This window comes from Chryseobacterium sp. HMWF035 (assembly GCF_003094695.1).
GTDB classification, from domain to species: Bacteria; Bacteroidota; Bacteroidia; order Flavobacteriales; family Weeksellaceae; genus Chryseobacterium; species Chryseobacterium gambrini.
This window is the reverse complement of sequence record NZ_QEHP01000112.1, coordinates 1-1,229: the sequence shown is the minus strand read 5'-3', so window position 1 is coordinate 1,229 and position 1,229 is coordinate 1. Positions and strand designations below refer to the sequence as shown.

At 22.6% G+C, this 1,229-nt stretch carries 2 protein-coding genes; both read left to right on the top strand.

The features are described 5' to 3' along the window. On the top strand, positions 1-556 hold a 556-nt coding region (locus tag DD829_RS23730; RefSeq protein WP_165814877.1), incomplete at its 5' end, for a hypothetical protein. Then, positions 549-1,229: ATP-binding protein (locus DD829_RS16290; protein WP_165814876.1), on the top strand; the 681-nt coding region annotated here is incomplete at its 3' end. The genes DD829_RS23730 and DD829_RS16290, both read left to right, overlap by 8 nt.

The window sequence follows — 1,229 nt, the reverse complement described above, 5'->3', positions numbered from 1 at the left end:
AGTACAGATAGGAAATAAGGATTTAGAATATCTGTTGAATGTAATCATTGAAGACATTAGAAAAAATTATTTAATCAAATTTAATTTTAAAAATTTAGATTATAATCTTTCTACCATTTTATTTCTAAATTTAGAAAAACCTACTGAAAACATATTGACAGAATTACATAAAATTGAAGAAAATTATAGAGTTTCAAAAAAATATGTTTTGCCTTATAAAGAAGACGATTTAAAAATTATTAAAGAAAAATTAAATAATAGTGAAAATATAATTTACGATCTTAATAAGATTTCTATTGAAAATAATGAATTAGTAAATTCAGCAGATCAAACTTGGTACAGACTTCTAATGAATTTATTTATTAAAGTTCCATTTCTAAATTTTCAGCCTTTACAAGAAAATGAGCAATTAAAAGATATTTCAGATGAGATTAATAAAGATTTAGATTTTTATCAAAAAAATGTTTTACAGAAATTAATTAAATATGATGAAGATCAAGACATAGAATCTTTTTTAATTCAAAATAATTTTTTCATAAAATCAAGAGATGAATAGATATATAATAGAGGACATTAAAATTCAAAATTTTAAATGTATTGCAAATTTTGAATTAAATAATCAAGAGTTAAATAACCTTATAGTTTTTGATGGACCAAATGGTTATGGGAAAACCACCATTTTTGAGGCTATTGAGATTACTTTAACTGAAAGACCAAGAAAACATAGGCAAACTAGCTTAGATGCAAGATATACTTTTAATGATAGTCCAATTCATAAAAATGGTAATCATGAAATTATTTTAGAGTTAATCTTAAATGATGGAATAAAAAAAACCTCTGTTAAAAGAATTTTCCCACCCAACAAAGGTAAATCCCGGTCAAATAATATTTATAACATTTTTAATGACTCAAAATTATTTATAAACAATATAAATGCTACTTTTCAAAATCTTGAAGAGACACTTGGATTTAATAACCTTTACAACTTATTTTCAATTTTACATTATGTTGAACAAGATGAGAATACTTTTTTCTTAAAGAAAGATCCTAAAGAAAGATATAGCTCTTTTTTACAATCATTACTGGGCGGAGATAAGGAAAGGCAAGAATTACAAAAAATAATAAGCTTAGATAAAAAAATATCTCAAGAAGCTGAAAAAATAAAAGATAGAATTGATGAAATTTCAAAGCAAAATGATAATTCTAACTCTTTTGAAAATAATGTTTAT